We start from the raw sequence: 25,843 nt of genomic DNA on the forward strand, positions 1-25,843 counted from the left end.
CCCACTCGCTGACCCACCCACCACCCGGGCAAGGCACCCGAAGCAAGGACGGACATGCGCATCCACATCGGCGGCGACCACGCGGCATACGACCTCCACCAGACCCTCGTCACGCACCTGCGCGAGGCCGGGCACGAGGTCGTCGACCACGGCCCCTTCTCCTACGACGCCCAGGACGACTACCCGGTCTACGTCCTGCGCGCAGCCGAGGCCGTCGCTGCCGACGACGGCTCGCTCGGTGTCGTCCTCGGCGGCTCCGGCAACGGCGAGCAGATCGCCGCCAACAAGGTGAGCGGCATCCGGGCCGCGCTCGCCTACAGCGCCGAGCTCGCCAGCCTGGCCAGGGAGCACAACAACGCCCAGATCGTCTCGATCGGCGCCCGGTTCACGACCGACGAGGTCGCGAGGCAGATCGTCGACACCTTCGTGGCGACGAGCTTCACCGAGGAGGCGCGGCACTCCCGGCGTCTCGGTATGGTCTCCGCATACGAGAGCACAGGGGAGCTTCCGGCCTTGCCCGACACGGACGGCGCGCGCTGACCCGTCGTCACCTTGTCAGTCCGCTTCAATCGCCGCGAGGGAGGCCAGTGGCCCTGAACGAGAGCGTCGTCTCTCGCCGTTCGCGCTACGCTCCCGGGCCGGTTCGACGTCTTCGACGGCTGGGGACCTGGCTCGTCCGTGCCCCCTGGGCCATGGTGAGCGGCTTCCTCGTGCTCGCCCTGATCGCGACGGCGGCCATCCTCCGGTGGCCCGCCGACGTGCCGTGGGGCGTCTACGGACTGATCGTGGTTGCCTCCGGGCTCTTCCTCGAACCGCGACACCTCCTCGTGGTCTACATCGGACTCTTCCTCGCCCTGGCGAGCACCGGAGCCATGCTCGCCGAGGGCAAGGTCGCCACCACCGGCGCCCAGGTCGTCACCGTCGCCATGATGCTGCTGATGCTCTGGCTCTCGCACGCCCGGGCGCAGGTCGGCGTCGTGGGAGTCAGCGGCGAGTCCATGCTCGTCGACATGCGCGACCGGCTGCGCGCCCAGGGGGAGCTGCCGCCGCTGCCGCCGTCCTGGCAGGCCGAGGTCGCCCTCGAGTCCGCCTACGGTGACGGCTTCGCCGGTGACTTCGTCGTCGCCAGCCGCTCCACCGACGGGCGCACGCTCGAGATCGCGCTCGTCGACGTCTCCGGCAAAGGACGCGATGCCGGCACACGCTCGCTGCTCCTCTCCGGCGCGCTGGGAGGCCTGCTGGGCGAGATGAGCGAGGACAGCTTCCTCCAGTCCGCCAACAACCACCTCCTGCGCCTGCGGTGGCACGAGGGCTTCGCCACGGCGGTGCACGTCGCGCTCGACCTCGAGACCGGCGACTTCACGATCGGCTACGCCGGACACCCAGCGGCGGCACAGTTCGCCGCCGGGTCCGGCCGCTGGCGCATGCTCGCCGGCGGCCGGGGGCCGTTGCTCGGCGTCATCGACCACGCCGTCTACCCCCGCGAGCTCGGCACCCTGCGCCGCGGCGACGCCCTCGTCCTCTACAGCGACGGGGTCATCGAGTCGCCCGACAAGACACTCGGCGACGGCATCGACCGCATGCTCGGGCGCGCAGAGTCGTTCGTGCGCACGGGCTTCGAGGGCCTCGCCCAGCGCCTCTGCGACCAAGCGGCTGCCGGGCTGGGCGACGACCGCGCAGTCGTCACCATCTGGCGCACCTGAGCCGTCCGCTCCCACGCCGTCGGGTCGGCGTGGTGCGGGAGGCTCACTACGATGCCGGGGTGAGTGACCAGCCCAACCACCCCGCCTCCACGACCGCGACCGCGCCGTTCGACCCCGCTGACCGCAAGCCGCACGTCGTGCCCGAGCTGCCCCCGGGCGTCACGCCGGCCCGGGTGCGGTCCTTCGTGCGCCGGGGCCGGCTCTCGTCCCTCACCAAGGACCGCGTCGAGCGGCTCGCGCCCACGCGTGCCCTGCCCGAGGGGAGGTTCGACGCCGCCGCCGTCTTCGGCCGGCGCGCCCCCGTCGTCCTCGAGATCGGCTGCGGCCACGGCCACGCCGCCATCGCGTATGCCGCAGCCTTCCCCGGGCACGACATCGTGGCCATGGACGTGCACACCCCGGGTGTCGCCCGGATGCTCGCGAACGCCGACGAGGCGGGGGTGCCCAACCTGCGCATCGAGATCGGCGACGCCGTGCTCTTCCTCGAGGAGCGCGTCGACGACGCCACCTTCGACGCGGTGCACCTCTTCTTCCCCGACCCGTGGCGCAAGAAGAAGCACACCAAGCGACGCTTCGTCAGCCCCAGCAACCTCGACCTGCTCGCGCGCGTCCTGAAGCCGGGTGGCCACGTGCTCGTCGCCACCGACCAGGACTTCTACGCAGAGCACGTCCTCAAGGAGGTGGCGGCCCATCCGCGTTTCGAGGCGCAGCGGACCGAGAGGCCGCAGTGGCGGCCGCGGAACGGCTTCGAGGCCAAGGGGATCGCGGCCGGCCGCACCATCAACGAGCTGCGCCTCGACCTACTCTAGCCGGGAACCTGAATGGTCCGACTCGTTCGGCTCTGTGCCTCGGGGGTGACAGGACGCCGGCCTCGCTGACCCGGCTCGTTCCTCGCCGTGCCTGCTCGGCCTCCCGGCATCCTGTGCGCCCCGACGCAGCGAAGCGGGAAGGAGCGCCGACTCCGTCGGCTTCCTTCCCCGCTTCGCGAAGTCGGGGTGACAGGATTTGAACCTGCGGCCCTTGCGTCCCAAACGCAATGCGCTACCAAGCTGCGCCACACCCCGTGGCGTCGGAATCGTAGCCCACCCCCGGGCAGCCCGAGGCTGCCGCGCCCCGTACGGGGAGGCGATTCGGCGGAGCGGACGCGAACCAGTAGGCTTGCGCCTCGGATCGCCGGCCCTGCCGGCACCCTGCGGGCGTAGCTCAATGGTAGAGCCTCAGTCTTCCAAACTGATTACGCGAGTTCGATTCTCGTCGCCCGCTCCACAAACTCGCTGGACCCGGGGCCGCGGCCTTCCTACCGTGAGCCGCATGTTCCGCCCCGACCTCCAGGACGCGCTGCGCGACCGCGACGCCGTGCTCCGCTCGTTCCTCGCCCCCGACGGCACGCTCACCGCGATTCCCACGAAGATCCGCAAGCGGCTCGTCGTCCTCGACCTGCTGGCCCAGCAGTTCGAGCCGGGGGAGCGCTACGACGAGACGCAGGTCAACAACCGGCTCCGGGCCTTCCACCCCGACGTCGCGGCACTGCGCCGCTACCTCGTCGAGGAGGGCTTCCTCGACCGCGCCGACGGGCAGTACTGGCGCGCGGGCGGCACGATCGACTGACCGCGCCACCCGGCACACGGCATACGACCGAGGGCGGCCGTATGCCGTGCGGCCGGGTCAGCGGAAGCCGAGCGACTCGCTCAGCCAGCTCTCGGCGCCGTCGGCCTCGAGGCCCGCCTCGACGGCGGCGGCCGTGCGCGGGGACGGCCACCCGTGCACCCAGAACAGGGCCAGCCCGCCGGGGAGTGCGATGAGCAGCGGCAGCCACGAGTGCGGCTCGAACACGAACGAGCACGCGAACGCCACGAGCACCGGCGCCTCCGCGAGCGCGGTGCGCAGCGTCGTCGTCGAGGTGAAGTAGCGCAGGCTGGTCGCCTCCGCGTTCTCGCGGGGGAGGCCGTGCGGGAGGGACGGCACGGCATACCCCACCCACCGGATGAGCGCCGCGGAGCCCACGAGCGTCGCCAGCACCAGCGCGACCGCCCACACCGACGGCACGGCCACCGACGGGTCCACGAGGATCCGCACGGCGCTGAGCATCAGCGCTCCCACCCCGACCGCGACGGACACGAGCTGGATCGGCCGGAGGGTGGCGCGCTCCGGTGTGGCGAAGGGGCCGGGCAGGCTGCTCATGGGCCCCGAGCATAGGCCGCGGGCAGACACCGGCCGTCCGCGCATTTCAGCCATCAGGCGCGGGCCTATAGCATGGTGCGCTGGCCCGTCCGTTCACCGTCGACGACCACGTCGGCACCACCCAATGGAGTAACCCGTAGTGAAGAGTGCGCTCGAGACCCTCAGCCCGACCCGGGTCAAGATGACCGTCGAGGTCCCGTTCGAGGAGCTCAAGCCGAGCCTCGACGCGGCCATCAAGCACATCGGTGAGCACATCCAGGTGCCCGGCTTCCGCAAGGGCAAGGTGCCTGCTCGCATCATCGAGCAGCGCGTCGGCCGCGCCGCCGTGCTCGAGGAGGCCGTCAACAACGCCCTCCCGACCTTCTACGGCCAGGCCCTCGAGGAGAACGCCGTCCGCCCGCTCGGCCAGCCCGAGATCACCGACCTGCAGGTGCCGGCCAGCGACGGCCAGGACTTCGTCTTCACCGCCGAGGTCGACAAGCGCCCCGAGATCGAGCTGCCCGACTTCGGCGACATCGAGCTGACCGTCGACGAGGCCACCGTCTCCGACGAGGACGTCACCAAGCGCCTCGACGACCTGCGCGCCCGCTTCGGCACCCTCAAGGGCGTCGACCGCGCCGTGCAGGACGGCGACTTCGTCTCCATCGACCTGTCCGCCGAGATCGACGGCGAGCAGATCGACGAGGTCACCGGCGTCTCCTACGAGGTCGGCAGCAAGAACATGCTCGACGGCCTCGACGAGGCCCTCGTCGGCATGACCGCCGACGAGACCAAGCAGTTCACCGCGCCGCTGGCCGGCGGCGAGCAGCAGGGCCAGGACGCCAACTGCACCGTCACCGTGACCGCCGTCAAGGAGCGCGAGCTGCCCGAGCTCGACGACGAGTTCGCCCAGCTGGCGTCGGAGTTCGACACGCTCGACGAGCTCAAGGCCGACCTCACGGCCAAGGCCGAGATCGACGCCAAGTTCGCCCAGGGCGTCGCGGCCCGCGACAAGCTCCTCGAGGCCATCCTCGAGAAGGTCGAGGTGCCGATCCCCGAGAGCATCGTCGAGGCAGAGGTGCACAGCCACCTCGAGGGCGAGGGTCGCCTCGAGGACGACGAGCACCGCGCCGAGGTCGACGAGAGCACCCGCAAGGGCCTCAAGACCCAGCTCGTCCTCGACGCCATCGCCGAGAAGGAAGAGGTCCAGGTCGAGCAGCAGGAGCTCATCGAGTTCCTCGTCATGAGCTCGCAGCAGTACGGCATGGACCCCAACCAGTTCGCGCAGTCGCTCGACCAGGAGGGCCAGATCCCCGCCATGGTCGCCGAGGTCGCGCGCCGCAAGGCGCTCGCCACGGTCCTCGAGAAGGTGGCCGTCAAGGACACCGCCGGCAACGTCGTCGACCTCAACGAGGCCGTCCCCGGCACCGAGGGCGACGAGGACGAGTCTGCTGAGGACGTCGCCGACGAGGCCGCCGCCGAGGCCGCCGCCGAGGTCGCCGACGAGAAGGCCGACGCCTGACCGTCCGCCACTCCGAAATGCCATGAGGCCGGCTCCCGCTCGGGAGCCGGCCTCGTTGCGTACGCGGTGTGGCGGGTTGCCGCTCGTGCCCGCCGGGTAGGGGACCTGACGTCGCCGCAACGACGACTCACGCACGACGAGCAAGGAGCCACGGATGAGCAACACCGACGAGTCGGGCCCCGGCATGGCGGACTCCGACATCAACAGCACCCACCCCGACGGCTCGGGCAGCGTCGACACCCAGAGCGCCGTCGAGCAGGCTTCCGGCGACGACGCCGGTCGCGGCAACCTCGACGGCAGCACGCCCACGGCCGAGCCGCGGGACCGCTCCCTGGACCAGGCCGGCAGCGAGACGGGCACCGAGACCGGTGGCAACGGCTCGTTCGACCAGGCCGGCTCGGGCTCGAACGGTGCCGAGTCGGACGCCGTGGACGCGGGGCAGGACAACGGCCTGAACGAGTGACCGCGCCCGACCACGGACCCCGCCTGACGGCATACGCAGGCGGGGTCCCGCGCGCGGACGGGTGACTGAGTCGCGTCGACTCAGGTTTGTGCGCTCACGGCGAACACGGCGCGGTTCGGGAAATCAGCCCGAGGGGTCGGGCGTTAGGGTCAGTGACGAGCCAGCCGGCGCCTCCCACAGGGGCAGAGGCTGGATTACTTCGACGATGGAGACATGGTGATTTCGGAGACCTCCGCCAACGGCAACGGCATGCCGGGTGGTCTGGACGACCACATCTACAACCGCCTGCTCAAGGAGCGGATCATCTTCCTCGGGTCCGACGTCCGCGACGACAACGCGAACGCCATCGCCGCGCAGCTGCTGCTGCTCTCGGCCGAGGACCCCGAGAAGGACATCTGGCTCTACATCAACAGCCCCGGCGGGTCGATCTCGGCCGGCATGGCCATCTTCGACACGATGAACTGGATCCCCAACGACGTCGCGACCGTCGCCATGGGCATGGCCGCCTCGATGGGCCAGTTCCTCCTCTCGGCCGGCACCAAGGGCAAGCGCTACGCCACGCCCCACGCCCGCGTCATGATGCACCAGCCCTCGGGCGGCATCGGCGGCACGGCCACCGACATCAAGATCCAGGCCGAGCAGATGCTCTACGTCAAGAAGCAGATGGCGCAGCTCATCGCCGAGCACACCGGTCAGACCGTCGACCAGATCGAGAAGGACTCCGACCGCGACCGCTGGTTCAGCGCGGAGGAGGCCAAGGAGTACGGCTTCGTCGACCACGTCTTCAGCCGGTCCGACCAGGCGGTCGAGGGCAAGGGCGTCGGTTCCGCCGACGCCAAGAGCGACAACTGAACGCCGGCCTGAACAGGACTTGGAGAGCACACGCATGAACATCGAACCCACCAACCGCCTCGCGGTGCCCGCTCCGTCGAGCCGCTACATCCTGCCGCAGTTCGAGGAGCGCACCTCCTACGGCATGAAGCGGTCCGACCCCTACAACAAGCTCTTCGAGGACCGCATCATCTTCCTCGGCGTGCAGGTCGACGACGCCTCGGCCGACGACATCATCGCCCAGCTGCTCGTGCTGGAGTCGCTCGACCCCGACCGCGACATCCTGATGTACATCAACAGCCCCGGCGGCTCGTTCACCGCGATGACGGCGATCTACGACACGATGCAGTTCGTCCGGCCCGACATCCAGACGTTCGTCATCGGCCAGGCCGCCTCGGCCGCTGCGGTGCTCCTCGGCGCCGGCGCGCCCGGCAAGCGCTTCGCCCTGCCGAACTCGCGCATCCTCATCCACCAGCCGGCGCTCTCGGGCGGCGACTACGGCCAGGCCTCCGACATCGAGATCCAGGCCAACGAGGTGCTGCGCATGCGCACCTGGCTCGAGGACACGCTGGCGCACCACACGGGCCGCACCTCCGAGCAGGTCCGCAACGACATCGAGCGCGACAAGATACTCTCCGCCGAGGACGCCAAGGACTACGGCCTCATCGACCAGGTCCTCGCCTCGCGCAAGGCCTCGCTGGAGGTCTGACCTCCCGCTCGTCTGCCGAGCACGTATGCCGCTGGGCCGGGTTCCGCTGGGACCCGGCCCTCGGCGTACCTGCTTGGATGGGGTGGACCCGACACCGAACGTGGAGGCACCGTCATGGCACGGGCGCAGTTCGAGCAGGCCGCGGAGGCCGTCAAGCAGCTGACGACCGACCCGGGCAACGAGGCGAAGCTGCGCCTCTACGGGCTCTACAAACAGGCGACCGAGGGCGACGTGTCCGGCTCGCGTCCGGGGTTCACCAACCCGGTGGGTCGCCAGAAGTTCGACGCGTGGGCCGCGTTCAAGGGGACCTCGTCCGAGGCGGCCCAGGAGCAGTACGTCGCCCTCGTCAACGACCTCACCGCCCGCTGACCCAGGCAGGCCCCACCGGCCCTTCCGCGTCTCGACCAGGAGCGACCCGCTGACCGGACGGCAGGAGGTGCAGCTTCCCGACGGAGTGACGGCCTGGGACCTGCGCTCGGGTCGATACCGTCGGCTGCTGCACGGCGTCTACGGCAGCGGCCTGAAGTCACACCGGCCGAAGCCCGGCCAGCGCGGTACGCACGTGCGCGGCCTCCCGGTGACGACACCGGCTCGACCTTCGTGGACCTGAGCGACGAGCTCGGGCTCGTCGACCTCGTGGTGCTGGGCGACTCATTCGTCCCGGCTGAGCTGGTGACCCCAGGGCAGCTTGTCGCGGCGGCCGAGGCCTACCGGGGCAAGGCTCGCCGGCTGGCGCGACGGGCGGCGGCACTCGTCCGGGCTGAGGTGGACTCTCCGATGGAGACCCGCCTCCGTATGCTCATGGTGCTGGCGGGGCTGCCGGAGCCTGTGGACAACCACAAGGTCTGCTGGCCCGACGGGCGGGTGCGGTGGCGTTTCGACCTGTCCGTCCCCGCAAGCGGGCTCGTCATCGAGTACGACGGGCGCCAGCACGCGGAGTCGGACGAGCAGTGGGATCACGACATCGACAGACGCGAGTGGATGGACGGCCACGACATCCGGCTCGTCGTGGTCCGGTCGAAGGACATCTACCGGACCCCAGCCGGGACGCTGGGTCGGATCGTCACGGCCATGCGAGCCAGGGACATGCGCGTTCCGCGTCTCTCGGAGGAGTGGCGCCAGCACTTCCCCAGCCTTCCCGAGGACCTGGCGGTGCCAGCGTGATGGGCGTCGATGCGGCGCCACGTGGCGGAGTGTTGCGGCGGAGAAGACGCCCGCACCTCAGCAGGGCGCCATCTGGCGGCTTTTGTGGTCGCACCGGGGGTGGTGCCCACGACAGCGCCGAGTCGGCTGGAACGGCGTTCAAGTGACACGCCGGTCGTTTGTCAGCCATCAGCGGACAAACGGCGTTGCGCGAGCGGGGGCCCCTCCCTCCGTCGTCTAATAGGAGTCGGCCCCAGTCGGGGTCGGCCGGGTGCATCTCGCGTTCGGCGCCGACGAACCAGGAGCGAATCGGTGGCACGCATCGGAGAAGGCGGAGACCTCCTCAAGTGCTCTTTCTGCGGAAAGAGCCAGAAGCAGGTCAAGAAGCTCATCGCCGGCCCGGGCGTGTACATCTGCGACGAGTGCATCGACCTCTGCAACGAGATCATCGAGGAGGAGCTCGCCGAGAGCAGCGAGCTGGGCCTCGACCACCTGCCGAAGCCGCGCGAGATCTTCGCCTTCCTCGAGAACTACGTCATCGGCCAGGACGTCGCCAAGAAGTCCCTCGCCGTCGCCGTCTACAACCACTACAAGCGCATCCAGGCCGGTGAGGGCGTCAAGCGCGACGACGACCACGTCGACATCGCGAAGTCAAACATCCTGCTCATCGGCCCCACGGGCTCCGGCAAGACCTACCTCGCCCAGACGCTGGCCAAGATGCTCAACGTCCCGTTCGCCATCGCCGACGCGACGGCGCTGACCGAGGCCGGCTACGTCGGCGAGGACGTCGAGAACATCCTGCTCAAGCTCATCCAGGCCGCCGACTACGACGTCAAGAAGGCCGAGACGGGCATCATCTACATCGACGAGGTCGACAAGATCGCCCGCAAGAGCGAGAACCCGTCGATCACGCGCGACGTCTCCGGTGAGGGCGTGCAGCAGGCGCTGCTGAAGATCCTCGAGGGCACCACCGCGTCGGTGCCCCCGCAGGGTGGCCGCAAGCACCCGCACCAGGAGTTCATCCAGATCGACACGACCAACGTGCTCTTCATCGTCGGCGGCGCCTTCGCCGGCCTCGAGAAGATCATCGAGTCGCGCTCGGGCCGCAAGGGCCTCGGCTTCGGCCAGCCCCTGCACAACCCCAAGGACCAGGGCGACAGCTTCTCCGACGTCATGCCCGAGGACCTGCTCAAGTTCGGTCTCATCCCGGAGTTCATCGGCCGACTCCCGGTCCTGACGACGCTCGCGCCGCTCGACCAGCAGGCCCTCGTCAACATCCTCACGGTGCCGCGCAACGCGCTCGTCAAGCAGTACCAGAAGATGTTCGAGATCGACGGCGTCGACCTCGAGTTCACCGACGACGCCGTCGCGGCCGTCGCGGACCAGGCTCTGCTGCGCGGCACCGGTGCCCGCGGTTTGCGCGCCATCATGGAGGAGGTCCTCCTCCCCGTGATGTTCGACGTGCCCAGCGACGACGAGATCGCGCGGGTCGTCGTGACCCGCGAGGTCGTCCTCGACAACGTCAACCCGACGATCGTGCGCCGCGAGGCCGAGCCCCGCGCCCGTCGCCCTCGCAAGGAGTCCGCCTGAGCGCGTGGGGCGCACGCCCCACGCATGCTGACGCCCGCACCGTGAGCGCCGCCTGACCGTGGCCGAGCCCTTCCGGCTCGTGGCCGGTGACCGCGCCCCCGTGCAGCAGACCGACACCACCTGTGGGTCGGCGTCGCTCACCGTGGCGCGCATGCTGGCCGACCCCGCCTTCGCGCGGTGGGTGCGGGACGGCATACCGACTGACGGCACACCGGGGGACGCCCGCGACGCGACGAGCCGCGATCCCGCCACGGCCCCCCAGCGGTTCGCCGCGTACGAGCAGGTGGTCATGGCTCGCACCAACGGCCTCGTCGACGCCGGCCGACACCTGCAGCTGCCGTGGCCCAAGGCACTCGGCACGCCGCCGTGGGGCGCCCGCCACGAGCTCGAGCACGGGGCCGCCGAGCCCGGCGGCGACTACCGCGTTGCGTGGCTCCGACACCTCGGCCGGCCCGGCCTGGAGCGTGCGTATGCCGCCCTCCGCAGCCGGGTGCGCCCCGGCCGCCCGTCGCTGCTCTACGTCGGGAACGCCTGGCTGCCGCGGCACGTCGTGCTCGTGATGCCGCCGACCGGACCGCACGCGCTCGACGTCTACGAGCCCTCGGCCGGGCAGGTGGTGGACCTGCAGCCGCGGCCCTTCGCGGAGCGACGCCTGGGCGTAACCGGTTGGGAGCACCCGTGGGCCGTGGTCTGGGACGTCTCCGGTCCCTGAGGCGCGAGCCTCACTCCCGGTCGACCGGCGGGCTCGTGCGCACCAGCCAGAGCCCGAGCGCGACCCCCACGAGCCCGAGGACGGACGCCAGGGGCGCCGGGCCCAGCGCACGGCCTGCCAGTGTCCCGGCCAGGACCGCCACCGGCACGGCTGCCAGCAGGGCCACCGCGGCGTGGCGCACCCATCGCGTGACCGTGCGGGCCGTGAACGACCCGGCCGGCGGGGAGGAGGCGGCCGCCGCAGTCGCGGCGTGACCGATGACGCAACCGGCGGCTGCCGGCAGAGACCACCAGGAGAAGCTGCCGGCCGGGGTGAGCGTGAACCACCCGTAGAGCATGAGCCCCCAGTAGACCAGGGGCGCCGCGGACCCGGCCCAGCCGATCGTGACGAGCGGCAGCAGGGCGAGCGCCCACCAGGGGGCGGAGAAGCCCCCCGCGGCGAGGTAGAGCGCCGCCAGGAAGAGCAGCACCGCGCCCATGGCCGCCGCGGCGGCCCCCAGCTGGCCCAGCGACCACTCGGGTCCCGCCCCGAAGTGCAACGTTCGACGGACCGGCGGCTCGCCGCCCGCGGCGGTCGCAGGGCCGTGCCCCGTCGTCTCCGCCCCCGCCGCCCCCGCCGACCGCGGCGACCCCGCGGGGCCCACCGGTTCCACAGGTCCCACCGAGCTCACCGTCTCGTCACCCGGGGAGCAGAGGCGCGGCGGGCGATGTCGCGCAGCACGAGGTCGAGCGAACCGGGTCCCCGCCACGGCACCACGGGCACGCCGCGCAGGCGCAGGCTGTGCACCTCGGCGTCACGCGAGAGCAGCCGGATGCGCCAGGCGAGCGACTGGTAGACGTTGGTCCGGTCGGTGACGAGGTGCTCGGGGAAGGTGTCGACCACCACGACCGTCATGCCGCGAGCAGCCAACCGGTGCGCCAGACCCACCATGGTCGGCTCGATGAGCGGGGACAGGACGAGGCACAGCGCCATCGGGTCCATACCGCGCAGCGCGAACTCACCGGTGTCCCGCCGGTCGGTGGCAGGGGAGATCGCTGCGAGGGTGTCGAGCACCCGCCTCAGGTGGTTGGTCCCGGAGCCGACGCCGAGGGTCGGCACTTCGGCGGCCCCGACCGTGCGCAGGGTGAGGCGGTCGTTGCTGCGCAGGAAGTGCTCGCTGATGGCGCCGGCGGCGCGCACGGTGACGTCGAGGCTCGTGGGCCGCCCGTCGATGCCCTCCCGAGGTCCCACGTCGCTGAAGCAGTCGACGAGCAGGACGACGTGGGCGTCCTCGTCGGTGAAGGTCGAGGTGACGTGCAGGGCGCCGGTGCGCGTGGACACGGGCCAGTGGATCCGCCGCAGCCGGTCACCCGGGTGGAAGGGCCGGATGGAGCTGAACTCCGAGCCCGACCCCGGCCTGCTGGACCGGTTCAGCCCGACGATGCCGCGCGGGTGCGGCGTGGGAGCCTTGGCATCGAACGCGGCCGGCAGCGGGAGGGTGGCGGTCTCGAGGTCGGGCAGGTCGACCGGGCCGGCGCGGAAGGCCCCCCACGTGCTGGCGAGCGCGATGCTGACGGTGCCGACCCGTCGCCGCCCCCACCGGGTGCTGCGCAGCCCCAGCGAGGCGCCGCCGTCCTCGAGCGGGACGATGCCGCTCGAGGGCTTGCGATCGACCCACGGGGCCTGGGCGACCGTCACGACCCCGTGGACGTCGTCGAGTGCCGGCTCGATGGTGACGTGCAGTCCGGACACTGCACCCTCGCGCAGGGTCGTGTCACCGAGTCGGGCCGTGCCCGTGACCTCACGGCGCGGGCGTGCCAGCTGGCCCCAGGCCGCAGCGACCGCGAGCGGCGTGATGATCACGAGCAGGTCCGCGCGCCGACCGAGGACGGCGGCGATCGCGCCGGCCGCGGCCAGGATGATGGCTCGCTGGTGCGCCGCCGTCGGCTCCCATCCGCCGAGAGCGCGGCTGACGGACTGTCGCGGACGCCAGGACGGCACGACCGCTCAGCCTCCCGCCGGGCCGGAGCCGTGGCCTGGGCCCGCAGCCGGGCGCGCAGCCGGGCGCGCCGTCGAGCCCGATGTCGCAACCGCCGCCGAGGTCGCTGCCGCATCGGCGCCCAGGTGCTCGCGCGCGGACGGTGTCGCCACCGTGCGCAGCAGGCTCTCAGCGACGCTGCGACCCGAGGCGTTGCTCATCCAGAGCTCCGGCTTGACGGTGATCCGGTGCGCCAGGACGGGGACGGCGACGGCCTTGACGTCTTCGGGGGTCACGTAGTCGCGACCGTCGACGACGGCATACGCCCGCGCGCACAGCAGCAGCCCGAGCGCGCCGCGCGGGGAGGCGCCCATGAGCACGTCGCCGTGGGCACGGCTGGCGGCCGCCAGCGCGACGCAGTAGCGCCCGACCGACTCGTCGACGGCGGTCGCCTCGACCGCGGCCTGCATGGCCAGGAGCTGGTCGGCGTCGACGATGCGCTCGAGCTGCTGCTCCTCGCGCTGCCGTGCCATGCGGCTGGAGAGGATCTCCCACTCCTCGTCGAGCGTCGGGTAGCCGAAGGAGATGCGCATGAGGAAGCGGTCGAGCTGGGCCTCGGGCAGCGGGTAGGTGCCTTCGTATTCGACGGGGTTCGCCGTGGCGAGCACGTGGAAGGGGCGCGGCAGCGGGAAGGTGCGTCCCTCGACCGTCACCTGCTTCTCCTGCATCGCCTCGAGCAGCGCCGCCTGCGTCTTCGGCGGCGTGCGGTTGATCTCGTCGGCGAGCAGCAGGCCGGTGAAGAGCGGGCCGGCGCGGAACTCGAACTCACCCACCCGCTGGTCGTAGACGAACGAGCCGGTGATGTCGCCCGGCAGCAGGTCGGGCGTGAACTGCGCCCGCTTGAAGTCCAGCCCGAGCGTCTGCGCGAAGCTGCGGGCGGCCAGCGTCTTGCCGAGGCCGGGGTAGTCCTCGAGGAGGACGTGGCCACCGGCGAGGATGCCGGCGAGCACGAGCCGAAGGGGCTCCCGCTTGCCCACGACGGCGCGGTCGACCTCGTCGAGGACGGCGCTGCTCAGCTCGCTCACCTGGCGAAGGCTCATCTGCGTCGGGTGCGTCATGCGTTACCACTGCTCGATTCGTCGGAGGATGGGGTCGAGGACGTCGGGTCGGTAGAGGTCGGGCGGAGGCAGGCCGACGAGCAGGTCCCACAGCTCCGGCGGGGTCGCCGACTGCGCCCAGACCGGCTCCTCCTCGGCGACGATCCCGTGCCGGGCGAAGAGCCGTTCGCGGATGAGGACCTGCAGCTGCACGTGCAGGTCGTGCACGACGCTCTCGCGTCCCTCGCGCCGCGTGTCGGCGGCCTCGAGGCGGCCGGCGAGGTTGGCGACGCGGAAGTCGTTCCCGCGCCGCTGGCCACCGAAGTCGCCGTCGACGAGCGGCCACACGGTCAGGTGGTGCGGTGCGGTGTGGTCCAGCAGGTGCCACACCAGCGCGGCCGCGGCGAGCAGGATCGCGAGGAGCACGGGCACGTCGGGCGCCAGGCCCAGCACGGCCGTGAGCAGCGACAGCCCGACCCAGGTCAGCACGAGCCCGACGAGGCGGCGCCGCCACGGGCGGAGCGCTTCGACGATCGCGGCCAGGCGCGTGGGCTCGCCTCGCAGGACCCCGGGAGGGAGCGGCCGAGGGCGTATGCCGCCCGGCTGGCCGCTCATGCGCCCTCCCCACCGTCGTGGCGGGCCTTCGAGCCGGCCTCGACCGGCGTGTTCGCGGCCTGCTCGGCGGCGAGCTGCGCGCGTTCGGCGGCCTGCCGAGCCGCGACGCGCTCGAGGTCGGCGATGAGGACGCCGAGGTCGTCGAGGGCGCGCCGGCGGTGGCTCTCGCCGAGCTCGTGCACCGAGAAGCGCGCCTCGCGGAAGAGCGCGGCGAGGTCCTCGAGCCGTTCGGAGTCGACGGGCCACACCCGGATGACGCGGTGCGTGTACTCGCTGGAGGTCTCCGCCGGCAGGCGGGGCAGTCCCGTGGCGGCGGCCGAGCTCTCGAGGCCCAGCCAGGCGGCGACGATGGCGTTGCGCGGCTCACCCGTCTCGAGGTCGCGCAACCGGTCGCGGGCGGCCTCCAGCAGCTCGGACGGCACGAGCGGGATGGCGAAGTCCGGCTCCTCCCGCCGTTCGAGCCGCGGTCGGCGCCGCAGCAGCGAGCGCACCAGCAGGGCCAGCCCGAGGAGCAGGATCAGCACCGTCACGACGAGGATCACCTGCACGAGCACGACGAGCAGGGGCGACGGGTCGAAGACCGTCGGCTCCCCGGACGCCGTGGCAGTCGGTGTGCTGCTGGAGGGCGGCAGCGAGGTGAAGGTCGGCAGCGGCAGTCGCGTGTCGGGGGGGACGGGCCGGGTCATCAGGGGGACGGGCTGGGTGGAGGCGGCCACGACGAGGGCGGCCATGACGATGGCGCCCGCGGCGATGGTCGCGCCAAGCCCCCGTCTCGACATGCGAGGACCCTATGCCAGCGAGGTCGCCGACAGCGGGATTGCCGGGCGATCGTTGCCGTCCCGCGATGTCGGGACGGCAACGATCGGCAACGGGTCGGCTGCGACCGGTCCCTCGGCCCTCGGGCGGACCGGGGGACGGGTACATCAAGCCTGGGCGGGGGCCTTCTCGACGGGGACGAGCTCGGCGTCACGCACCTCGACGGCCTCGCCCTCGGCATACGCCAGCTCGCTGATGCGGCCCGTCGCGCGCAGGTCCGCCTCGGCCGCCTGCACGTGCGCGACCGAGGAGGCGGGGGCCACGAGGGTCATGGTGCGCACCTCGGCGCGCATGCCCACCTTGGCCTCGGACTTGACCTTGCGCACCCCGGCCAGGGCCGCGCCGACGGACGCGAGCAGCCCAGCGTCGCCGCCGGAGGGCAGCTCGTCGCGGGTGGGCCACGACTGGCGGTGCACCGAGCCCTGCCCGAACCACGACCAGACCTCCTCGGTGGCGTAGGGCAGGAACGGCGCGAGCAGGCGCAGCAGCGTCTCGAGCGCGAGGCGCAGCGCGGCGCGGGCACTCGCGGCACCCTCGGCGCCCTGGCCGCCGTAGGCCCGGTCCTTGACGAGCTCGAGGTAGTCGTCGCAGAACGTCCAGAAGAAGGTCTCGGTGGCCTCCAGCGAGCGGGTGTAGTCCCACGCCTCGAAGCCGGCGGTCGCCTTGTCGACGACGTCGCCGAGGGCGGCGAGCATAGCCAGGTCGAGCGGGTTGGTCACGGCAGCCGACAGCTCGCCGTCGACGTCGCCGAAGGAGAGGGCGAACTTGCTCGCGTTGAGCACCTTGATGGCGAGCCGACGGCCGACCTTCATCTGCCCGGTGTCGTAGGCGGCGTCGGTGCCCAGGCGGCCGGAGGCGGCCCAGTAGCGCACGGCGTCGGCACCGTTGGCCTTGACGACGTCCTCGGGCGTCTCGGCGTTGCCCTTGGACTTGCTCATCTTCTTGCGGTCGGGGTCGAGGATCCAGCCGCTGATGGCGGCATTGGTCCACGGAACCGAGCCGTGCTCGTAGTGCGCGCGCACGACCGTGGCGAAGAGCCAGGTGCGGATGATGTCGTGGGCCTGCGGGCGCAGGTCCATCGGGAAGACCGCCTCGAACAGCTCGGGGTCGTTGCGCAGGCTCTCGCCCTCGCCGACGGGCCAGCCGGCGGCGATCTGCGGCGACAGCGACGAGGTGGCCCACGTGTCCATGACGTCGGGGTCGGCGACGAAGCCGCCGGGGACGCCGCGCTGCTCCTCCGTGTAGCCCTCGGGCACGTCGGCCTGCGGGTCGACCGGGAGCGCCGACACCGGGGGAGTGATGGGGTGGTCGTAGTCGGCCTCGCCGTCCGCGTCGAGCGGGTACCAGACCGGGAAGGGCACGCCGAAGAAGCGCTGGCGCGAGATGAGCCAGTCGCCGTTGAGCCCGTCGACCCAGTTCGTGTAGCGCGAGCGCATGAAGGACGGGTGGAAGTCGATCTCGCCGCCGCGGGCCACGAGGGAAGCGCGCAGCTCGGCGTCGCGGCCGCCGTTGCGGATGTACCACTGGCGCGAGGTCACGATCTCGAGGGGCTTGTCGCCCTTCTCGTAGAAGTTGGCCTTGCGCTGGGTCTTCTGCGGCTCGCCATCGAGGTCGCCGGACTCGCGCAGCGCCGCGACGACGGCCTCGCGGGCGCTGAACGTCGTCTTGGTGGCGAGCTGCTCGGCGTAGAGGGCCTCGCCCGGGCCGCCCACGAGCCACTCGGGCGTCTCCGCCTGCAGGCGCCCGTTGCGGGTGATGAGCGAGCGGATCGGCAGCTGCAGCTCACGCCACCAGATGACGTCGGTGAGGTCACCGAAGGTGCAGCACATGGCGATGCCGGCGCCCTTGTCCATCTCGGCGGCGCGGTGGGCCAGCACCGGCACCTCGACCCCGAAGAGCGGCGAGGTGACCGTCGTGCCGAAGAGCGGCTGGTAGCGCTCGTCGTCGGGGTGCGCGATGAGCGCGACGACCGACGGGATGAGCTCCGGACGGGTCGTCTCGATGTGGACCGGCTCGCCGCCGTCCCGGTGGAAGGCGACCCGGTGGTACGCGCCGGGGTAGTCGCGTGCCTCGAGCTCGGCCTGCGCGACGGCCGTCTGGAACGTGACGTCCCACAGGCCCGGCGCCTCGCTCTGGTAGGCCTCGCCGCGCTCGAGGTTGTGCAGGAACGCCTGCTGCGCCACGGCGCGCGAGCGCGCGTCGATGGTCCGGTAGGAGATGTTCCAGTCGAGGCTGAAGCCCAGTCGGCGGAAGAGCGACTCGAAGGTCACCTCGTCCTTGACCGTGAGCACGTCGCACAGCTCGATGAAGTTCCTGCGGCTGATCGGGCGCTGGTCGGCGGCCTTGATCGCCTTGCCCTTGGCGTCCACGCCCTCCTCGAACGGCGGCGTGAAGCCCGCTTCGTAGGGCAGGCTCGCGTCGCCGCGCACGCCGTAGTAGTTCTGCACGCGGCGCTCGGTGGGCAGGCCGTTGTCGTCCCAGCCGATGGGGTAGAAGACCTCGAGACCCTGCATCCGCTTGTAGCGGGCCATGCAGTCGGTGTGCGTGTAGCTGAAGACGTGCCCGACGTGAAGGCTCCCGCTCGCGGTCGGCGGCGGCGTGTCGATGGCGAAGATCTGCTCACGGGGGAGCGTCAGGGCCCGCTCGCGGTCGAAGGCGTAGGTGCCCTGGTCGGCCCATACCTGCATCCACTTCTCCTCGAGGCCGTCGAGCGTGGGCCGCTCGGGGATCCGCGAGGTCGTGGTGTCAGGTGCGTCAGTCATGCGCCAATCCTTCCATGCGTCGCTGGGTGCCCTCGACCGGCTTTCACCGGCGCACGCGACGTGCCGAAAGGGGGCGTATGCCGTGTCGCCGGCTGCCGGGGAGCGGCGACGTGACGGGGCGGGGCGGCATACGGCAGGGCGGTTGCCGCATCGATGTGCCGAAGCCCGGCGACGCACGGCAGAGTGTCCCCATGGAGCCCGTCTACTCGTCCGTCATCGGATTCGCCCGCGCGGTGTTCGCGATGCAGGGCCTGAAGTTCACCATCGCCGGGGACGAGAACGTGCCGCGCGCCGGAGGAGCGGTGATGACGGTCAACCACACCGGCTACATGGACTTCGCGTATGCGGGGCTGGCGGCCCAGCGCTCGGGCCGGCTCGTCCGGTTCATGGCCAAGGACGGCGTCTTCTCCCACCCCGTCAGCGGCCCGCTCATGCGCGGCATGCACCACATCCCGGTCGACCGCACCGCGGGCGCCGCGTCGTATGCCGCCGCCGTCGACGCACTGCGTGCAGGGCAGATCGTCGGGGTCTTCCCCGAGGCGACGATCTCGCGCTCCTTCGAGCTCAAGGAGTTCAAGACCGGCGCGGCGCGCATGGCGGTCGAGGCGGGCGTGCCGATCCTGCCCGTCGTCATCTGGGGCTCCCAGCGGGTGTGGACCAAGGGGCATCCGCGCCACCTCGGCCGGACGAACGTGCCGATCATCATCCACGTGGGCGAGCCCATTCCCGTGGCTGCCGACGCGGACCCGGTCGCGGTGACGGAGCAGTACAAGGCGGTCATGGCCGACCTGCTCGACGTCGCTCGGGCGGCATACGAGCCGTTGACCGGACCCGACCTGAAGTACCTGCCGGCCAGCCTGGGCGGCACGGCGCCGACGCTGGCGGAAGCCACTCGCCTCGACGAGGCGGAGGCGGCCGAGCGGCAGCGGCGCGCCGACGAGGAGCGTGGCCGAGGAGTACGGCCCGGCGGCCCGGTGCCGCCCGGTCCCCGGTAGGGCCCCCGCGAGCCAGCGGCTACCCTTCCGGCATGGCTCGTCAGGCACGTCAGCGCGTCCCGGAGGGGCCCGCCCCGGATCCCGCCGTCCAGAAGCTCCGCATCCGCTACACGAAGCGGGGACGGCTGCGGTTCACCTCGAGCCGCGACTTCCAGCGGGCTCTCGAGCGGGCCCTGCGCCGTGCGGACGTCCCGATGGCCTTCTCGGCCGGCTTCCACCCGCACCCCAAGATCAGCTACGCCAACGCGGCGGCGACGGGGACGGCCAGTGAGGCGGAGTACTTCGAGATCTCGGTGACGCAGCGCGTCGAGCCGGAGTCGGTCCGGGCGGCCCTGGACGAGGCGCTGCCGGAGGGCATCGACATCCTCCAGGTCGTGGAGGCGGCGCCCGGTGCCCTCGCGGACCGGCTCGAGGCGAGCGACTGGGTCCTCGAGTTCGCGGGCATGTCCCGGGAGGTCGTGGCCTCGGCAGTCGGGCGTCTCCTGGAGCGCGACACGGCCGAGGTGACACGCCTGACCAAGAGCGGCCCGCGCACCTTCGACGTGCGTGGCTGCATCGTGTCGGCCCGCGTGCTGGAGCCCGGCGAGGCCGTCCCGGGCGTGGACGCGTCCGCCGGAGTGGCGCCGGACTGTGCGATACTGCGCATGGTCGTACGGCACACCACACCTGCTGTACGCCCCGACGACATTCTGACCGCGCTGCGTGAGATCGCCGACCTGCAGCCTCCGCGCCCCCCACTGGTGACGCGACTGGCGCAGGGACCGCTCGACACCGCAACCGCGAGGGTGACCGACCCGCTGGAATGGCCTGCCAGGTCATGACGACGAACCGGTTGCCGACCAGGGTGCCGACGGCATCCGAGGACGGGGCCGCGCCCAGCGCGAACCGGCTTCGGGTGTAGCGAGACGACTTCCGTCCCGTCGCACACGCGGCGCGACGACTCCAACCGCACTCGTGCGGTGTCGACGGCCCCGGCCGCGTGTGGGTCGCACCGCACCTGACGGGAGGTTGCCTGATGGCATCCAACGACACCACCTCCGGCGACGAAGCCACACTGTTCTCCGGCGAGCAGGGCACCCAGGCACCCGATGACGGCGCCGCGCCGGCACCGCGCCGGCGAGCGAGCCGGCGGGTGACGAAGAAGGCGTCTGCGCCGGCGCCGGCGAACGACGCCCCGTCGGAGGCCTCCGACGCCGCGCCCGAGGCGCCGGGCACCGACAGCGTGATGGGGCACGCCACCGACCAGTCCGGCGAGCAGAGCGCCGAGGCTGCGCCCGAACCCAAGCGGCCGGCACGCAAGCGCGCCGCCCGCAAGAAGGCCGAGCCGGTCGAGACGGCGCCCGAGGGTGCCGCCGCGAGCGATGCAGAGGGCGCGACTGAGGGCGCGACGGAGGGCGCGACGAGCTCGCGCCGGGCCACCAAGCGCGGCTCACGCGCGAAGGCCGACCGGGCTACCGCCGCCGTCGAGGAGCTCGTGGCCGATGTCCGTTCCGGCGAGAGCCCGACCGGTGACGAGGGCGCCGCAGCCCCTGACGGGACAGCCGCAGCCCAGCCCTCCGCCGTCGTGGACCCCGATGCACTGCCGGAGCCCGAGGCCGACGAGACCGACGAGACGGCCGAGGCCGCCGACGAGCCGCGTGCCGTCGTGCCGAGCTTCAGCGTCCTCTTCCAGGCTCCCGACGCCTCCAAGGCCGTCCCGTCCCGCCGCCGTCGCGGCGCCCCGGCGCCCGCCGAGAACCCCGCCGACAACCTTGCTGACGAGCCGGCCGAGCAGGCCGCGGCGCCGGTCGAGGAGCGCCCGCGCCTCGACGAGGAGCCGAGCGAGGGCGACAACCGCTCCGACCAGGGCAACGACGACTTCGACGAGGAGAGCGGCCCGCGCCGCTCACGCCGGCGTCGCGGCGGCAAGGGCCGGCGCGGACGCGGCAACGACGACGAGGAGCTGCAGGAGCAGGGCTCCGACTCCGGCGAGGCCCGTGAGACCAGGCAGTCCGACACCCGCCGTTCCGGCGGTGCCGAGCGTGACGCCGACCATGACGCCGAGCGTGACGCGGAGGTCGACACCGACGCGGACTCCGACACCGAGTCCGACGACGGCAGCGGCTCGAGCCGCCGCCGCCGTCGCCGCCGTCGTGCAGGCTCGGCGACGGAGACCGCCGACGAGTCGCCGAACGTGTCGGTCCGGGTGCGCCAGCCGCGCGCCCAGAACGACGAGCCGGTCGCCGTGAAGGGCTCGACCCGCCTCGAGGCCAAGAAGCAGCGCCGCCGCGAGGGCCGTGAGGCCGGGCGCCGTCGCACCATCATCACCGAGGCGGAGTTCCTCGCCCGGCGCGAGGCCGTCGACCGCGTCATGGTCGTGCGCAACAAGGACGGCCGCACCCAGATGGGCGTGCTCGAGGACGGTGTCCTCGTCGAGCACTACATCGACCAGGCCACCACCGTCTCGATGGCCGGCAACATCTACCTCGGCCGGGTCCAGAACGTCCTGCCCTCCATGGAGGCGGCGTTCGTCGACATCGGCAAGGGCCGCAACGCCGTGCTGTACGCCGGCGAGGTCAACTGGGACGCGGCGGGCCTCGAGGCCAACCAGCCCAAGCGCATCGAGCACGCGCTCAGCTCGGGCCAGACGGTGCTCGTGCAGGTGACGAAGGACCCCATCGGCCACAAGGGTGCCCGCCTGACCTCGCAGATCTCGCTGCCGGGCCGCTACCTCGTGTACGTGCCCAACAGCTCGATGACCGGGATCAGCCGCAAGCTGCCCGACACAGAGCGCGCCCGCCTCAAGAAGATCCTGCGCGAGGTCGTGCCGGACAGCGCCGGCGTCATCGTGCGCACGGCGGCGGAGGGGGCCAGCGAGGAGGAGCTGCGCGCCGACGTCGAGCGCCTCACGCGTACGTGGGAGGACATCCAGGCCAAGGCCGAGGCGGCCTCGTCGCCTCGTGCCGGCAAGAGCAAGGGCAAGAAGAAGAACGGCGGCTCGGGCTCGGCGAGCGGCGGCCAGGCGCCGATGCTGCTGCACGGCGAGCCGGACCTGACGGTCCGGGTCATCCGCGACGTCTTCAACGAGGACTTCAAGCAGCTCGTCGTGGCCGGCGAGCAGGCGTGGAACGAGATCCACCCCTACATCTCGTCCGTGGCCCCCGACCTCGCCGACCGCGTCACCAAGTGGACCTCCGACGAGGACCTCTTCACGCACCACCGCGTCGACGAGCAGCTGTCCAAGGCGATGGACCGGAAGGTCTGGCTGCCCAGCGGTGGCTCGCTCGTCATCGACCGCACCGAGGCGATGACGGTCGTCGACGTCAACACCGGCAAGTTCGTCGGCTCGGGCGGCAACCTCGAGGAGACGGTCACCAAGAACAACATCGAGGCGGCCGAGGAGATCGTGCGCCAGCTGCGGCTGCGCGACATCGGCGGCATCATCGTGATCGACTTCATCGACATGGTGCTCGAGAGCAACCGCGAGCTCGTCGTGCGCCGCCTGCTCGAGTGCCTCGGCCGCGACCGCACCAAGCACCAGGTCGCCGAGGTGACCTCGCTCGGTCTCGTGCAGATGACGCGCAAGCGCGTCGGGTCGGGCCTCATCGAGGTCTTCTCCGAGACGTGCGAGCACTGCAACGGGCGCGGCTTCATCATCCACACCGACCCCGTCGACAAGGGCGCCCACCCGCAGGAGGCCGGCCAGCCGGAGAGCGGTGGCAGCCGCCGTCGGGGGCGCGGCCAGGGCGGGAACGGCAACGGCAACAACGCCGGCGGTGGTGGCCAGGCAGCTCAGGCAGCTCAGGCGAGCGAACCCAAGGGCGGTCCCACCGCGGCCCAGATCGCGGCAGCGGCCCACGCCGCGGCCCTGAAGAGCGCCTCCGGCCAGCCGGCCGGGGAGGCTGCAGCCGAGGCGGTCGCCGAGGTGCAGGCCAAGGCCGCGGGCGATGGCTCCTCCGAGGAGCAGGCGAGCGGGAGCTCCCCGCGCTCCTTCCCCGAGGACACCGGCCCGTGGTCGGGCGACGACGCCCACGCCACCGACCCCGGTGACGGGCAGGCCACCCAGGGTGGCGCGCACGTCGAGCTCGAGTCGGACGACGCGGCGCCGGCCACGCCCGAGCGCACCGAGGTGACCGTCGAGAGCACCGGCGGCGCCCCGGTCGAGGCGCAACTGGAGGTCCAGTCCGCGCCCCGCGGCCGTCGTCGTCGAGGACGCGTCGTGGCCCCCGCCGGACCGCCGCGTGCCCACACCGACTCCGGTGCCGACGGGACCAGCCCGCAGGACGTGTGACTCGGTTTGGAGCTGGCAGCTCCGAGCCGGTAATCTTGCTCCTTGGTGCGCCCACCGGGCCCGTGTTGACGGGCCGGTGCCGAAAGCGGCGCGACCAACCCTGATGAAAGTGAGTTTCACTGTGTACGCGATTGTTCGCGCTGGCGGTCGCCAGGAGAAGGTGTCGGTGGGCGATGTCCTGCTCGTCGACAAGGTGACGGGTCAGCCCGGCGATGCCATCGAGCTCACGCCGCTGCTCCTCGTGGACGGGACCACGGTCACGTCCGACGCCGACAAGCTGTCCAAGGTGTCGGTGAAGGCCGAGGTCGTCAAGGCCGCCAAGGGCCCCAAGATCACGATCATGAAGTACAAGAACAAGACCGGCTACCGCAAGCGTCAGGGCCACCGTCAGCCGCTGACCCAGGTCAAGATCACTGACATCACCGCGTGATCGACGCCTGACGGCTCGGCACAGAACGTCCTCAAGGAGTAACTGACATGGCACACAAGAAGGGTGCGTCCTCGACCCGCAACGGTCGCGACTCGAACGCACAGTTCCTCGGCGTCAAGCGTTTCGGTGGCCAGAAGGTCAACGCGGGCGAGATCCTCGTCCGTCAGCGCGGCACGCACTTCCACCCGGGTGAGGGCGTGGGTCGCGGTGGCGACGACACGCTGTTCGCCCTCGTCGCCGGCGCCGTGAAGTTCGGCACCAAGCGCGGCCGCAAGACGGTCAACATCGAGCAGCCGGAGACGGCCGCCGCTGAGTGATCCTCGGATCACGCACTGAGCATTCTCTGGAAGGGCGGGCCCGAGCGGCCCGCCCTTCCGCCTTTCCCCGGCCACGCCGCATTCCGGAATTATGTGGCAGTCCCTCGCAAGCTCGCGAGTGCCACCTCCCCGGCTCCAGCCTCCGTATGCCGCCCGCCCCCCTGATCTGGAAGAGTGACCCCCCATGGCAGTGACCTTCGTCGACCGCGTGGTGCTGCACCTCAGCGCAGGAGCGGGGGGCCACGGCGTGGCCTCCGTCAAGCGTGAGAAGTTCAAGCCACTCGGCGGCCCCGACGGTGGCAACGGCGGCCGGGGCGGCTCGGTCATCCTGCGCGTCGACCCGTCGGCGACCACGCTGCTCGACTACCACCGCCACCCGCACCGCAAGGCCGGCAACGGCGCGCCGGGCGCCGGTGACGAGCGCAACGGTGCCGACGGCGACGACCTCGTGCTCCCCGTGCCGCAGGGGACGGTCGTCAAGGACCGCTCCGGGCAGATCATCGTCGACCTCGTCGCGATGGGCACCGAGCACGTGATCGCGGCCGGCGGCCGCGGAGGGCTGGGCAACAAGGCCCTCTCGAGCGCGCGGCGCAAGGCTCCCGGCTTCGCCCTGCTCGGCGAGCCCGGTGAGGACGTCGAGGTCGTGCTCGAGCTCAAGTCGCTCGCCGACGTCGCCCTGATCGGCTTCCCGAGCGCCGGCAAGTCCTCGCTCGTGTCGGTGCTCTCGGCCGCGAAGCCGAAGATCGCCGACTACCCCTTCACCACCCTGGTGCCCAACCTCGGCGTCGTGACGGCCGGAACGAGCCGCTTCACGATCGCAGACGTGCCCGGCCTCATCCCGGGTGCCCACGAGGGACGCGGCCTGGGCCTGGAGTTCCTGCGCCACGTCGAGCGCTGCTCGGTGCTCGTCCACGTCATCGACTGCGCGACGCTCGAGCCCGGCCGCGACCCGATGACCGACCTCGACGTCATCGAGAACGAGCTGTCCCTCTACGTCCCCGACGCCGACCTCGGTGGCCGGCCGCTCGCCGAGCGCACCCGCATCGTCGTGCTCAACAAGGCGGACGTCCCCGAGGCGCGCGAGCTCGCCGAGATGGTCAAGCCCGACCTCGAGGCGCGCGGCCTGGAGGTCTTCATCGTCTCGGCCGTCGCCCACCAGGGCCTGCGCGAGCTGACCTTCGCGATGGCGCGGCACGTGGAGGAGGCGCGCAAGGAGATCGAGGCCGAGGCCGCGATGCCCAAGCGCGTGGTGCTCCGGCCGCGTTCGGTCGACGACAAGGGGTTCACGGTCACGCGTGAGGAGGGCCCGGACGGCGTCTTCTACCGCGTCACCGGTGACCGGCCCGTCCGCTGGGTGCGCCAGACCGACTTCAGCAACGACGAGGCCGTCGGCTACCTCGCCGACCGCCTGGGCCGCCTCGGCGTCGAGGAGGAGCTGTTCAAGGTGGGCGCCGTCGCGGGCGACACCGTCGTCATCGGAGCCACCGAGGACGCCGTGGTCTTCGACTGGGAGCCGACTCTGCAGGCCGGGGCCGAGCTGCTCGGCTCCCGCGGCACCGACCTGCGACTGTCCGAGTCGTCCCGACCGACCCGCGACGAGAAGCGCGAGGCCCAGCGCGACCGGTATGCCGCGCGGGCCGCCACGCAGGACGAGCTCGAGGCAGAGCGCCGGTCGGGGCTGTGGCACGTCGCCGCCGACGAGGACGACGCCTGACGGACCGATCGACCCACTCGACGTGTCGGGAGGGTGC

Annotated in this window: 25 protein-coding genes and 2 tRNA genes; 19 read left to right on the forward strand and 8 right to left on the reverse strand. The window is 71.8% G+C overall.

Annotation, left to right across the window (positions count from 1 at the left end; all coding sequences use genetic code 11):
* The first annotated feature begins 54 nt into the window (after positions 1–54).
* The 3 genes from AB0316_RS17115 (at position 55) to trmB (ending at position 2,512) form a co-directional block, all read left to right on the forward strand.
* On the forward strand, positions 55–540 hold the full coding sequence (locus AB0316_RS17115; protein WP_366274247.1) for a ribose-5-phosphate isomerase: 486 nt from the start codon (positions 55–57) through the stop codon (positions 538–540).
* A gap of 152 nt (positions 541–692) precedes the next feature.
* Positions 693–1,703: a PP2C family protein-serine/threonine phosphatase gene (locus AB0316_RS17120; RefSeq protein WP_366274248.1), complete on the forward strand. Its 1,011-nt coding sequence runs from the start codon at positions 693–695 to the stop codon at positions 1,701–1,703.
* Between the two features lie 59 nt (positions 1,704–1,762).
* The gene (gene trmB, locus AB0316_RS17125) at positions 1,763–2,512 is read left to right on the forward strand and encodes a tRNA (guanosine(46)-N7)-methyltransferase TrmB (RefSeq protein WP_366274249.1); all 750 of its coding nucleotides are present in this window, start codon (positions 1,763–1,765) and stop codon (positions 2,510–2,512) included.
* A gap of 181 nt (positions 2,513–2,693) precedes the next feature.
* Here trmB and AB0316_RS17130 read toward each other — a convergent pair.
* Positions 2,694–2,767 (reverse strand) — tRNA-Pro (locus AB0316_RS17130).
* A 128-nt stretch (positions 2,768–2,895) separates the two neighbouring features.
* Here AB0316_RS17130 and AB0316_RS17135 point away from each other — a divergent pair.
* Positions 2,896–2,969: transfer RNA gene (locus tag AB0316_RS17135), tRNA-Gly, on the forward strand.
* A gap of 45 nt (positions 2,970–3,014) precedes the next feature.
* Complete coding sequence (locus AB0316_RS17140; protein WP_366274250.1) at positions 3,015–3,311, forward strand: DUF2087 domain-containing protein; 297 nt, start codon at positions 3,015–3,017, stop codon at positions 3,309–3,311.
* A 57-nt stretch (positions 3,312–3,368) separates the two neighbouring features.
* Here the strand turns inward: AB0316_RS17140 and AB0316_RS17145 are convergent, their stop codons facing one another.
* Positions 3,369–3,884, reverse strand: a complete 516-nt coding sequence (locus AB0316_RS17145) for a hypothetical protein (RefSeq protein ID WP_366274251.1) — start codon at positions 3,882–3,884, stop codon at positions 3,369–3,371.
* 139 nt (positions 3,885–4,023) lie between these two features.
* Here AB0316_RS17145 and tig point away from each other — a divergent pair, with 139 nt between their 5' ends.
* The 8 genes from tig to AB0316_RS17185 all read left to right on the forward strand — a co-directional run bounded on the left by tig (position 4,024) and on the right by AB0316_RS17185 (position 10,833).
* Entirely contained in the window at positions 4,024–5,385 is a 1,362-nt protein-coding gene (tig, locus tag AB0316_RS17150) for a trigger factor (protein ID WP_366274252.1), read from the forward strand.
* 154 nt (positions 5,386–5,539) lie between these two features.
* Entirely contained in the window at positions 5,540–5,848 is a 309-nt protein-coding gene (locus AB0316_RS17155) for a hypothetical protein (RefSeq protein ID WP_366274253.1), read from the forward strand.
* A gap of 213 nt (positions 5,849–6,061) precedes the next feature.
* A complete protein-coding gene (locus AB0316_RS17160; protein ID WP_366274254.1) occupies positions 6,062–6,700 on the forward strand; it encodes an ATP-dependent Clp protease proteolytic subunit in 639 nt (212 codons plus the stop codon).
* A 34-nt stretch (positions 6,701–6,734) separates the two neighbouring features.
* Positions 6,735–7,388: an ATP-dependent Clp protease proteolytic subunit gene (locus tag AB0316_RS17165; RefSeq protein ID WP_366274255.1), complete on the forward strand. Its 654-nt coding sequence runs from the start codon at positions 6,735–6,737 to the stop codon at positions 7,386–7,388.
* Positions 7,389–7,502: 114 nt separating this feature from the next.
* Entirely contained in the window at positions 7,503–7,757 is a 255-nt protein-coding gene (locus tag AB0316_RS17170; protein ID WP_366274256.1) for an acyl-CoA-binding protein, read from the forward strand.
* A gap of 231 nt (positions 7,758–7,988) precedes the next feature.
* On the forward strand, positions 7,989–8,552 hold the full coding sequence (locus AB0316_RS17175; protein ID WP_366274257.1) for a hypothetical protein: 564 nt from the start codon (positions 7,989–7,991) through the stop codon (positions 8,550–8,552).
* Between the two features lie 291 nt (positions 8,553–8,843).
* On the forward strand, positions 8,844–10,121 hold the full coding sequence (gene clpX, locus AB0316_RS17180) for an ATP-dependent Clp protease ATP-binding subunit ClpX (RefSeq protein WP_366274258.1): 1,278 nt from the start codon (positions 8,844–8,846) through the stop codon (positions 10,119–10,121).
* 58 nt (positions 10,122–10,179) lie between these two features.
* Entirely contained in the window at positions 10,180–10,833 is a 654-nt protein-coding gene (locus AB0316_RS17185) for a hypothetical protein (protein ID WP_366274259.1), read from the forward strand.
* Positions 10,834–10,843: 10 nt separating this feature from the next.
* Here AB0316_RS17185 and AB0316_RS17190 read toward each other — a convergent pair whose 3' ends face one another.
* The 6 genes from AB0316_RS17190 to valS form a co-directional block, all read right to left on the reverse strand.
* The gene (locus AB0316_RS17190; RefSeq protein WP_366274260.1) at positions 10,844–11,371 is read right to left on the reverse strand and encodes a hypothetical protein; all 528 of its coding nucleotides are present in this window, start codon (positions 11,369–11,371) and stop codon (positions 10,844–10,846) included.
* 128 nt (positions 11,372–11,499) lie between these two features.
* The gene (locus tag AB0316_RS17195; RefSeq protein ID WP_366274261.1) at positions 11,500–12,813 is read right to left on the reverse strand and encodes a DUF58 domain-containing protein; all 1,314 of its coding nucleotides are present in this window, start codon (positions 12,811–12,813) and stop codon (positions 11,500–11,502) included.
* A 6-nt stretch (positions 12,814–12,819) separates the two neighbouring features.
* Positions 12,820–13,908, reverse strand: coding sequence for a MoxR family ATPase (locus AB0316_RS17200; protein ID WP_366274262.1), 1,089 nt, complete (start codon positions 13,906–13,908; stop codon positions 12,820–12,822).
* A 3-nt stretch (positions 13,909–13,911) separates the two neighbouring features.
* Positions 13,912–14,502: a hypothetical protein gene (locus tag AB0316_RS17205; RefSeq protein ID WP_366274263.1), complete on the reverse strand. Its 591-nt coding sequence runs from the start codon at positions 14,500–14,502 to the stop codon at positions 13,912–13,914.
* The gene (locus AB0316_RS17210; protein ID WP_366274264.1) at positions 14,499–15,281 is read right to left on the reverse strand and encodes a DUF4129 domain-containing protein; all 783 of its coding nucleotides are present in this window, start codon (positions 15,279–15,281) and stop codon (positions 14,499–14,501) included. Before AB0316_RS17210 ends, AB0316_RS17205 begins: the two co-directional genes overlap by 4 nt.
* 144 nt (positions 15,282–15,425) lie before the next feature.
* Positions 15,426–18,080, reverse strand: coding sequence for a valine--tRNA ligase (gene valS / locus AB0316_RS17215; RefSeq protein ID WP_366274265.1), 2,655 nt, complete (start codon positions 18,078–18,080; stop codon positions 15,426–15,428).
* A gap of 191 nt (positions 18,081–18,271) precedes the next feature.
* On the opposite strand from valS, the gene AB0316_RS17220 reads away from it, so the two are divergent.
* The 6 genes from AB0316_RS17220 (at position 18,272) to obgE (ending at position 25,806) form a co-directional block, all read left to right on the forward strand.
* Entirely contained in the window at positions 18,272–19,075 is an 804-nt protein-coding gene (locus AB0316_RS17220; protein WP_366274266.1) for a lysophospholipid acyltransferase family protein, read from the forward strand.
* Positions 19,076–19,107: 32 nt separating this feature from the next.
* Positions 19,108–19,896 carry a TIGR03936 family radical SAM-associated protein gene (locus AB0316_RS17225; protein WP_366274267.1) on the forward strand — a complete coding sequence of 263 codons (789 nt, stop codon included), beginning with the start codon at positions 19,108–19,110 and terminating at the stop codon, positions 19,894–19,896.
* A 194-nt stretch (positions 19,897–20,090) separates the two neighbouring features.
* Positions 20,091–23,345, forward strand: coding sequence for an Rne/Rng family ribonuclease (locus AB0316_RS17230; RefSeq protein WP_366274268.1), 3,255 nt, complete (start codon positions 20,091–20,093; stop codon positions 23,343–23,345).
* Positions 23,346–23,466: 121 nt separating this feature from the next.
* Positions 23,467–23,775: a 50S ribosomal protein L21 gene (gene rplU, locus AB0316_RS17235; protein ID WP_142186173.1), complete on the forward strand. Its 309-nt coding sequence runs from the start codon at positions 23,467–23,469 to the stop codon at positions 23,773–23,775.
* A gap of 47 nt (positions 23,776–23,822) precedes the next feature.
* Complete coding sequence (gene rpmA, locus AB0316_RS17240; protein ID WP_030200289.1) at positions 23,823–24,092, forward strand: 50S ribosomal protein L27; 270 nt, start codon at positions 23,823–23,825, stop codon at positions 24,090–24,092.
* Positions 24,093–24,276: 184 nt separating this feature from the next.
* Entirely contained in the window at positions 24,277–25,806 is a 1,530-nt protein-coding gene (gene obgE / locus AB0316_RS17245; RefSeq protein ID WP_366274269.1) for a GTPase ObgE, read from the forward strand.
* Positions 25,807–25,843: the final 37 nt, after the last annotated feature.

The sequence above is a fragment of the Terrabacter sp. NPDC080008 genome (assembly GCF_040702505.1).
Lineage (GTDB): Bacteria > Actinomycetota > Actinomycetes > Actinomycetales > Dermatophilaceae > Terrabacter.

Excerpts from the sequence above, each read along its gene's own strand:
- AB0316_RS17115 (WP_366274247.1), top strand. The coding sequence starts at position 55 with ATGCGCATCCACATCGGCGGCGACCACGCGGCATACGACCTCCACCAG.
- AB0316_RS17120 (WP_366274248.1), top strand. The coding sequence starts at position 693 with ATGGTGAGCGGCTTCCTCGTGCTCGCCCTGATCGCGACGGCGGCCATC.
- AB0316_RS17140 (WP_366274250.1), top strand. The coding sequence starts at position 3,015 with ATGTTCCGCCCCGACCTCCAGGACGCGCTGCGCGACCGCGACGCCGTG.
- AB0316_RS17145 (WP_366274251.1), bottom strand. The coding sequence starts at position 3,884 with ATGAGCAGCCTGCCCGGCCCCTTCGCCACACCGGAGCGCGCCACCCTC.
- AB0316_RS17155 (WP_366274253.1), top strand. The coding sequence starts at position 5,540 with ATGAGCAACACCGACGAGTCGGGCCCCGGCATGGCGGACTCCGACATC.
- AB0316_RS17160 (WP_366274254.1), top strand. The coding sequence starts at position 6,062 with ATGGTGATTTCGGAGACCTCCGCCAACGGCAACGGCATGCCGGGTGGT.
- AB0316_RS17165 (WP_366274255.1), top strand. The coding sequence starts at position 6,735 with ATGAACATCGAACCCACCAACCGCCTCGCGGTGCCCGCTCCGTCGAGC.
- AB0316_RS17170 (WP_366274256.1), top strand. The coding sequence starts at position 7,503 with ATGGCACGGGCGCAGTTCGAGCAGGCCGCGGAGGCCGTCAAGCAGCTG.
- AB0316_RS17200 (WP_366274262.1), bottom strand. The coding sequence starts at position 13,908 with ATGACGCACCCGACGCAGATGAGCCTTCGCCAGGTGAGCGAGCTGAGC.
- AB0316_RS17205 (WP_366274263.1), bottom strand. The coding sequence starts at position 14,502 with ATGAGCGGCCAGCCGGGCGGCATACGCCCTCGGCCGCTCCCTCCCGGG.
- AB0316_RS17210 (WP_366274264.1), bottom strand. The coding sequence starts at position 15,281 with ATGTCGAGACGGGGGCTTGGCGCGACCATCGCCGCGGGCGCCATCGTC.
- valS (WP_366274265.1), bottom strand. The coding sequence starts at position 18,080 with ATGACTGACGCACCTGACACCACGACCTCGCGGATCCCCGAGCGGCCC.
- AB0316_RS17220 (WP_366274266.1), top strand. The coding sequence starts at position 18,272 with ATGGAGCCCGTCTACTCGTCCGTCATCGGATTCGCCCGCGCGGTGTTC.
- AB0316_RS17225 (WP_366274267.1), top strand. The coding sequence starts at position 19,108 with ATGGCTCGTCAGGCACGTCAGCGCGTCCCGGAGGGGCCCGCCCCGGAT.
- AB0316_RS17230 (WP_366274268.1), top strand. The coding sequence starts at position 20,091 with ATGGCATCCAACGACACCACCTCCGGCGACGAAGCCACACTGTTCTCC.
- rpmA (WP_030200289.1), top strand. The coding sequence starts at position 23,823 with ATGGCACACAAGAAGGGTGCGTCCTCGACCCGCAACGGTCGCGACTCG.
- obgE (WP_366274269.1), top strand. The coding sequence starts at position 24,277 with ATGGCAGTGACCTTCGTCGACCGCGTGGTGCTGCACCTCAGCGCAGGA.